Annotated in this window: 8 protein-coding genes and 1 pseudogene; all 9 read left to right on the forward strand. The window is 45.6% G+C overall.

The window, feature by feature from the left end; translation table 11 throughout:
* Positions 1–55 precede the first annotated feature (55 nt).
* The gene (gene sucC / locus MKR94_RS03625; RefSeq protein WP_241645486.1) at positions 56–1,222 is read left to right on the forward strand and encodes an ADP-forming succinate--CoA ligase subunit beta; all 1,167 of its coding nucleotides are present in this window, start codon (positions 56–58) and stop codon (positions 1,220–1,222) included.
* Complete coding sequence (sucD, locus tag MKR94_RS03630) at positions 1,222–2,097, forward strand: succinate--CoA ligase subunit alpha (protein WP_241645487.1); 876 nt, start codon at positions 1,222–1,224, stop codon at positions 2,095–2,097. Before sucC ends, sucD begins: the two co-directional genes overlap by 1 nt.
* Positions 2,098–2,509: 412 nt before the next feature.
* Positions 2,510–4,072: a cytochrome ubiquinol oxidase subunit I gene (gene cydA, locus MKR94_RS03635; RefSeq protein WP_241645488.1), complete on the forward strand. Its 1,563-nt coding sequence runs from the start codon at positions 2,510–2,512 to the stop codon at positions 4,070–4,072.
* 18 nt (positions 4,073–4,090) lie between these two features.
* The gene (gene cydB / locus MKR94_RS03640; RefSeq protein WP_241645489.1) at positions 4,091–5,230 is read left to right on the forward strand and encodes a cytochrome d ubiquinol oxidase subunit II; all 1,140 of its coding nucleotides are present in this window, start codon (positions 4,091–4,093) and stop codon (positions 5,228–5,230) included.
* A 12-nt stretch (positions 5,231–5,242) separates the two neighbouring features.
* Positions 5,243–5,350, forward strand: a complete 108-nt coding sequence (gene cydX, locus MKR94_RS03645) for a cytochrome bd-I oxidase subunit CydX (RefSeq protein ID WP_241592482.1) — start codon at positions 5,243–5,245, stop codon at positions 5,348–5,350.
* A gap of 252 nt (positions 5,351–5,602) precedes the next feature.
* Complete coding sequence (ybgC, locus tag MKR94_RS03650; protein ID WP_244986493.1) at positions 5,603–5,998, forward strand: tol-pal system-associated acyl-CoA thioesterase; 396 nt, start codon at positions 5,603–5,605, stop codon at positions 5,996–5,998.
* Positions 5,995–6,681 carry a Tol-Pal system protein TolQ gene (gene tolQ, locus MKR94_RS03655; RefSeq protein ID WP_048911805.1) on the forward strand — a complete coding sequence of 229 codons (687 nt, stop codon included), beginning with the start codon at positions 5,995–5,997 and terminating at the stop codon, positions 6,679–6,681. Before ybgC ends, tolQ begins: the two co-directional genes overlap by 4 nt.
* Before the next feature lie 14 nt (positions 6,682–6,695).
* Positions 6,696–7,124: a colicin uptake protein TolR gene (tolR, locus tag MKR94_RS03660; RefSeq protein WP_241645490.1), complete on the forward strand. Its 429-nt coding sequence runs from the start codon at positions 6,696–6,698 to the stop codon at positions 7,122–7,124.
* A 25-nt stretch (positions 7,125–7,149) separates the two neighbouring features.
* Positions 7,150–7,525, forward strand: a pseudogene (locus MKR94_RS03665) (cell envelope integrity protein TolA); the annotation flags it as partial.

Consider the following 7,525-nt stretch of genomic DNA (forward strand, 5'->3'; position numbering starts at 1 on the left):
TTACTGTGGCGTGTACTCTGCACGCCTATTTTTTGACCTGAATGGATAATACCCTATGAATTTACATGAATATCAGGCGAAACAGCTCTTTGCACGTTATGGCTTACCTGCGCCGTCTGGTTATGCTTGTACTACGCCTCGCGAAGCTGAAGAAGCAGCCTCTAAGATTGGTAGCGGACCTTGGGTAGTAAAATGCCAAGTTCATGCGGGCGGCCGTGGTAAAGCGGGTGGCGTGAAAGTGGTAAAGAGTAAAGAAGAGATCCGTAGCTTTGCCGAAAGCTGGTTAGGTAAGAATTTAGTGACTTACCAAACTGATGCACAAGGTCAGCCGGTTAACCAAATTCTCGTCGAAGCCGCTACCGATATCGATAAAGAGCTTTATCTGGGCGCAGTCGTTGACCGCAGTACCCGCCGAGTCGTGTTTATGGCCTCAACAGAAGGCGGCGTTGAAATTGAGAAAGTGGCTGAAGAGACACCACACTTAATTCATAAAATGGCGTTGGATCCGTTAACCGGCCCAATGCCTTACCAAGGCCGTGAGCTTGCGTTCAAATTAGGGCTGGAAGGTAAACAAGTCAGCCAATTCGCGAAAATCTTTATGGGTTTAGCGAAGCTATTCTTAGAGCGTGATTTGGCACTCGTTGAAATCAACCCATTAGTGATCACCACTGAAGGCGATCTGATCTGCCTAGACGGCAAACTGGGCGCTGACAGTAACGCAATGTTCCGTCAACCAGAACTGCGTGAAATGCATGACCCAAGCCAAGAAGATTCTCGCGAAGCGCATGCCGCGCAGTGGGAACTTAACTACGTTGCCTTAGAAGGTAATATCGGCTGTATGGTGAACGGTGCGGGCCTAGCGATGGGGACCATGGATATTGTTAAACACCATGGTGGCCAACCGGCTAATTTCCTTGACGTTGGCGGCGGCGCCACTAAAGAGCGCGTGACTGAAGCCTTTAAAATTATTCTTTCAGACGACGCGGTGAAAGCGGTCCTTGTCAATATTTTTGGTGGGATTGTTCGTTGTGACTTGATTGCCGACGGTATTATTGGGGCAGTTGAAGAAGTTGGTGTAAATGTGCCTGTTGTCGTTCGTCTTGAAGGGAACAATGCTGAATTAGGTGCACAACGTTTAGCAGAAAGTGATCTAAATATTATCGCAGCTACCAGTTTGACTGACGCTGCCCAGCAAGTTGTCGCTGCGGCGGAGGGTAAATAATGTCTATTTTGATTGATAAGAATACTAAAGTCATTTGCCAAGGTTTCACCGGTGGCCAGGGTACATTCCACTCAGAACAGGCGATCGCATACGGGACGCAAATGGTTGGCGGTGTCACACCAGGAAAAGGCGGGACGACGCACTTAGATCTGCCTGTATTTAATACCGTACGCGAAGCTGTTGAAGCGACTGGCGCAACGGCGTCAGTCATTTATGTTCCTGCACCCTTCTGTAAAGATAGTATTTTAGAAGCGATTGATGCAGGGATTAAACTGATCATCACCATCACCGAGGGCATCCCTACGCTGGATATGCTCACTATTAAGGTGAAATTGGATCAAGCCGGTGTACGCATGATCGGCCCTAACTGCCCAGGTGTAATTACCCCAGGTGAATGTAAGATTGGCATCATGCCCGGTCATATCCACCAACCTGGTCGTGTCGGAATTGTCTCACGGTCAGGTACCCTGACTTATGAAGCGGTTAAGCAAACTACCGATATTGGCTACGGCCAATCGACCTGTGTCGGTATTGGTGGTGACCCGATTCCGGGTTCAAGCTTTATTGATATCCTCGAGTTATTCGAGAAAGATCCGCAAACTGAAGCTATCGTGATGATCGGTGAAATCGGTGGTAGCGCAGAAGAAGAAGCGGCCGCTTACATTAAAGCCCACGTAACCAAACCTGTCGTAAGCTACATTGCCGGTGTAACAGCGCCTAAAGGTAAGCGTATGGGTCATGCAGGGGCGATCATTGCAGGGGGTAAAGGGACTGCTGATGAGAAATTCGCTGCTTTAGAAGCTGCTGGGGTCAAAACTGTGCGTAGCCTCGCCGATATCGGTGATGCGGTGAAAGCCGTTCTGCCTGCACGCTAAGTTACCTTAATATCAATCAAGCCATCGACCCGTCGGTGGCTTTTTGTATTCAAAATTAAAACATTAATAGTGATCTAATTTAACAAGGAAAAATTTCTAAAAATATACTTATAAGATTTTAGATCGAGATCAATTAACCCTCTGTTAGTTTCTAGAAATAATTAATCACTAAGATTACATTATCTTCCACTATCACCGTCAGCTCTTCTCGAACTCAATATTCTTTGTTGAGGAAGAAGGCTATCTTAATTAAAGAGATAGATTCGGGCACCGGCAGATAAGAAGCAGCCTAATCATAATTCCTCTCATGACTATTAAGCTGAGTTATTAACATTATCTATTTAGATTTCATTGAGTTTATTGAAATAATTTCCAGTAACTGGTGAAAACTAGAGTGAAACAAGGAGTAAGAATGTTTGATATTGTCGAACTCTCTCGCCTACAGTTTGCTTTAACCGCAATGTACCATTTTCTTTTTGTCCCGCTAACGCTGGGTATGGCCTTTCTGCTGGCGATTATGGAAACGGTCTATGTTTTTACCGGTAAGCAAATCTATAAAGATATGACGAAGTTCTGGGGTAAATTGTTTGGGATCAATTTTGCCCTCGGCGTCGCCACTGGACTGACGATGGAATTCCAGTTTGGCACTAACTGGTCTTATTATTCACATTATGTCGGTGATATTTTTGGTGCACCCTTAGCAATTGAAGGATTAATGGCCTTCTTTTTAGAATCGACCTTCGTGGGGTTATTCTTCTTTGGCTGGGATCGCTTAGGGAAAGTGCAGCATTTAGCGGTTACTTGGTTAGTGGCATTGGGCTCCAATTTATCTGCGTTATGGATATTAGTTGCAAATGGCTGGATGCAAAATCCGATTGCATCAGAATTTAATTTCGAAACCATGCGAATGGAAATGGTGAGCTTCTCCGAATTAGTACTCAATCCTGTTGCTCAAGTCAAATTTGTACACACCGTCGCCTCTGGTTATACCACCGGTGCGATTTTCGTTTTAGCGATCAGCGCCTGGTACTTATTGAAAGGGCGCGATGTTGCTTTTGCTAAACGCTCTTTTGCTATTGCAGCAAGTTTTGGTATTGCGGCCGTACTCTCTGTCATCATTCTTGGTGACGAATCTGGGTATGAAATGGGCGATGTGCAAAAAACTAAGTTAGCGGCGATTGAAGCGGAGTGGGACACGCAACCTGCGCCTGCTGCGTTTACCCTATTTGGCATACCAGACCAACAGGCCGAGAAAAACCATTATGCGGTTCAAGTACCCTATTTACTGGGATTGATCGCTACCCGGTCGACCGATAAGCCGGTACTGGGTTTGAAGGACTTATTGGCCGAACACGAAATTCGTATCCGCAATGGGATGAAAGCCTATGCCCTGTTAACCGAGTTACGTAATGGCAATCAAGACTTAGCGGTACGTGAAGCCTTCGAAAGTCATAAAAAGGACTTAGGTTACGGGCTACTCCTCAAGCGCTATACCTCGAATGTCAGTGATGCAACTGAAGCACAGATTCAGCAAGCTACCAAAGATTCTATTCCGAGCGTTGCCCCCCTCTATTTTTCCTTCCGCATCATGGTGCTGTGTGGGGTGCTTATTTTCTTAGTTATTGCAACGTCGTTCATTACCGTAATACGTAATCGGATTGGCAAAAATCGCTTTATTTTGAAGGCAGCAGTGTGCGCACTGCCTCTCCCTTGGATAGCGGTAGAGTCAGGATGGTTTGTTGCGGAGTATGGTCGTCAACCCTGGGCAATCGGTGAGGTACTGCCCACTGCAGTGGCTAACTCGTCGTTAACTGTGGGTGATTTGCTTTTCTCGATGGGATTAGTGCTAGGGCTTTATACCTTATTCATCATTGCTGAGATGTATTTAATGATTAAGTTCGCTCGTTTAGGGCCATCTAGTCTGAAAACGGGTCGTTACCATCATGAACACTCTGCGGATAACGCTTCAGTTTAAATTATCGAGGACGCATTCATGTTTGATTACGAAGTATTACGCTTTGTGTGGTGGCTGCTGATCGGCATCCTCTTTATCGGCTTCGCGGTAACAGATGGTTTCGATATGGGAGTCGGGATGTTAAGCCGATTAATCGGCCGTACTGACACAGAACGCCGCATTATGATTAACAGTATTGCTCCCCACTGGGATGGAAACCAAGTCTGGCTGATCACCGCAGGCGGGGCGCTATTTGCAGCATGGCCAATGGTTTATGCTGCCGCCTTCTCAGGATTTTATGTGGCGATGATCTTAGTACTTGCCTCACTTTTCTTCCGTCCAATCGGCTTCGATTACCGTTCTAAACTGGAAAACCCGAAATGGCGGGGGATGTGGGATTGGGGAATTTTCATTGGGAGTTTTGTCCCGCCGTTAGTGATCGGCGTGGCCTTTGGTAACCTATTACAAGGTGTCCCGTTCCACTTTGATAACGATCTCCGCTTGTTTTACACCGGTAACTTTTTCCAACTGCTGAATCCCTTTGCATTATTGACGGGTGTGGTGAGCCTAACGATGATCCTCACACAAGGGGCGACTTATCTGATGATGCGTACCGATTCAGTGTTGTTAAAAAGAAGCCAACGTTGTAGCCAAATCAGTAGCGCCGTCATGTTTATCTGTTTTGCATTAGCTGGAGTCTGGCTAGCGTATGGTATTGAGGGTTATCAATTAGCCTCTCCGCTCAATCATGCTGCCGAGTCTAACCCTATGAGTAAAGAAGTGGTGACAGGCGTGGGGTTATGGATGGATAATTTTTCAACTACTCCCAGCTTATGGATTTTCCCTCTCGGTGGACTGATTTTCGCGTTGATGACCTTTCTGATGGCCTCGGCGCGGCGGGCAGGGTGGGCGTTCTTTAGCTCATCATTAACCATTGCCTGTGTCATTATGACGGTGGGGGTGGCAATGTTCCCGTTTATCATGCCTTCTAGTACTGTTATCAATAATAGTCTGACCATGTGGGATGCGACATCGAGCCAACTCACCTTGACGACCATGACCTTCGCGGCAATGATTTTTGTGCCGATCGTCTTGGCATATACCATCTGGTGCTATTACAAAATGTTTGGTCGTATCACGCACCAAGATATAGAAAAGAACACTCATTCATTGTATTAAGAGGTCAATCTTATGTGGTATTTCGCTTGGATATTAGGCACCTTACTTGCCTGTTCTTTTGGTGTAATGACAGCGTTAGCGCTGGAAAATAGTGAAAACAAGAACACGCCTGATTCTTAATATCGATGAATTGAATTACTTTGTTAATCTTTAACCTTAACCCTTCTGTAGAGATGCTGGAGGGTTTTTTTATGGTTTTAATCAAATTATTGATAATTAAGTATATTTAAATGTGTTGGGTTGAGGGTTACGGCACCAAAACGTAAAGAAAAATAATTATTTTATCAAGCAGAGTTTGCCCCATTCCCAAGCTCATTGCTCTTGCGTATAGTAGCGGAGTTTAAACCATTATAGGGATGTGGAGTGAGTCAAATGCTGTTTCGTTGGCCAATCAGAGTTTACTATGAAGACACTGATGCCGGAGGCGTGGTGTATCATGCAAGCTATATCGCATTTTATGAACGTGCGAGAACAGAAATGTTACGTGCTAAAGAGATCAATCAGCAATTTCTTCTCGAAAAACAAGTCGGTTTTGTCGTAAGAAAGATGAGTGTTGATTATCGGGCAGCGGCGCGTTTAGACGATATGCTTGAGGTGACGACTGAAATCGTCAAAATGACACGCGCTACCATTACTTTTCTTCAACGTATTGTTAACGCTGAAGGCCAAGTAATTAATGAAGCAGAGGTGTTGATTGCCTGCATTAATTTACACCAGATGAAGCCGATAGCGCTTCCTACGTTTATTGTCGCGGAGTTTACGCAGTGACTGACATGAATATTCTTGATTTGTTCCTAAAGGCAAGCCTTCTGGTCAAATTCATCATGTTGATTCTAATAGCCTTTTCAATTGTTTCTTGGGCTATCATTATTCAACGTACTCGGATTCTCAATGCGGCATCTCGTGAAGTTGTCGAGTTTGAAGAGAAATTTTGGTCTGGTGTTGACCTCTCCAAGTTATATCAAGAAAGCCTCACTCGTCGTGATGAGTTAATGGGCACTGAGCAGATTTTCTACTCGGGCTTTAAAGAATTCGCACGCTTACATAAAATTAATAGTCCAGTTCCTGATGCGGTAGTGGAAGGGGCGACCCGTGCTATGCGTATCTCGACCAACCGTGAACTGGAAACCTTAGAAGCTCATATCCCTTTCTTGGGAACAGTCGGCTCTATCAGTCCTTACATCGGCCTTTTTGGTACCGTTTGGGGAATTATGCATGCATTTATCTCGCTAGGTGCGGTTAAACAAGCAACGTTACAAATGGTTGCCCCGGGTATTGCAGAAGCTCTTATTGCTACCGCTATCGGTCTGTTTGCGGCGATTCCTGCCGTTATGGCTTATAACCGCTTAAACCAGCGCGTGAATAAGCTTGAACAAGGTTACGACAATTTCGCAGAAGAATTTACTGCCATTTTGCACCGTCAGGCTTATAACAGCGAAATGACTAAGTAATCAGGGGTTGACTCATGGCTAGATCGCGCGGTCGCGGACGTCGTGACTTAAAATCAGAAATTAATATCGTTCCGCTTTTGGACGTATTACTCGTTTTATTACTGATATTTATGGCTACGGCACCGATTATTACGCAAAGCGTAGAAGTTGACCTGCCTGATGCAACGGACGCTAAAACAGTGTCGAGCGATGATAACCCTCCGGTTATTGTCGAAGTTGCAGGGGTCGGTCAATATAGCATTGTTGTGGATCATAACCGTATGACACAACTGCCTCCTGAACAGGTCGTTAATGAGGCACAGCGCCAATTAGCGCAAAACCCTAAAACGGTTTTCCTCATTGGTGGGGCGAAGGAAGTACCGTACGACGAAATTATTAAGGCACTGAACCTTCTGCACCAAGCAGGCGTAAAATCAGTGGGCTTGATGACACAACCCATTTAATAGCGAATCATATCGGGAATCGTGAGTGTCGAAGTTAACGGAACAAAACGATAAGTTGAAAAGAGCGGTAATTATCTCTATAGCATTACACATTGTGTTAATCGCTATACTGATTATCAGCTCAATGAATGAACATATCGAAACAAGCTCTGGTGGCGGTGGCGGCAGTGACATTGACGCTGTGATGGTCGATCCGGGCGCTGTCGTCAAACAATATAATGCGTCTAAGCAGAGTCAGCGCGATACTCAGGCTGAACAAGCGAAGCAGGCTGCGGCGCAAGCAAAAGCTCAGGCGGCTGAACAGGCGAAGGAAGCCGCTGAAGAGGCTAAACAAGCGGCTGCTAAAGCGAAAGCCGAGGCGGCAGAGCAAGCCAAACAAGACGCTGCACAAGCGAAAGCCG

The organism is Rosenbergiella metrosideri (assembly GCF_022602565.1).
In the GTDB taxonomy this organism is placed as follows: domain Bacteria; phylum Pseudomonadota; class Gammaproteobacteria; order Enterobacterales; family Enterobacteriaceae; genus Rosenbergiella; species Rosenbergiella metrosideri.

Bases quoted from the DNA above. Each gene is read 5' to 3' on its own strand.
- sucC (WP_241645486.1), top strand. From the start codon at position 56: ATGAATTTACATGAATATCAGGCGAAACAGCTCTTTGCACGTTATGGC.
- sucD (WP_241645487.1), top strand. From the start codon at position 1,222: ATGTCTATTTTGATTGATAAGAATACTAAAGTCATTTGCCAAGGTTTC.
- cydA (WP_241645488.1), top strand. From the start codon at position 2,510: ATGTTTGATATTGTCGAACTCTCTCGCCTACAGTTTGCTTTAACCGCA.
- cydB (WP_241645489.1), top strand. From the start codon at position 4,091: ATGTTTGATTACGAAGTATTACGCTTTGTGTGGTGGCTGCTGATCGGC.
- cydX (WP_241592482.1), top strand. From the start codon at position 5,243: ATGTGGTATTTCGCTTGGATATTAGGCACCTTACTTGCCTGTTCTTTT.
- ybgC (WP_244986493.1), top strand. From the start codon at position 5,603: ATGCTGTTTCGTTGGCCAATCAGAGTTTACTATGAAGACACTGATGCC.
- tolR (WP_241645490.1), top strand. From the start codon at position 6,696: ATGGCTAGATCGCGCGGTCGCGGACGTCGTGACTTAAAATCAGAAATT.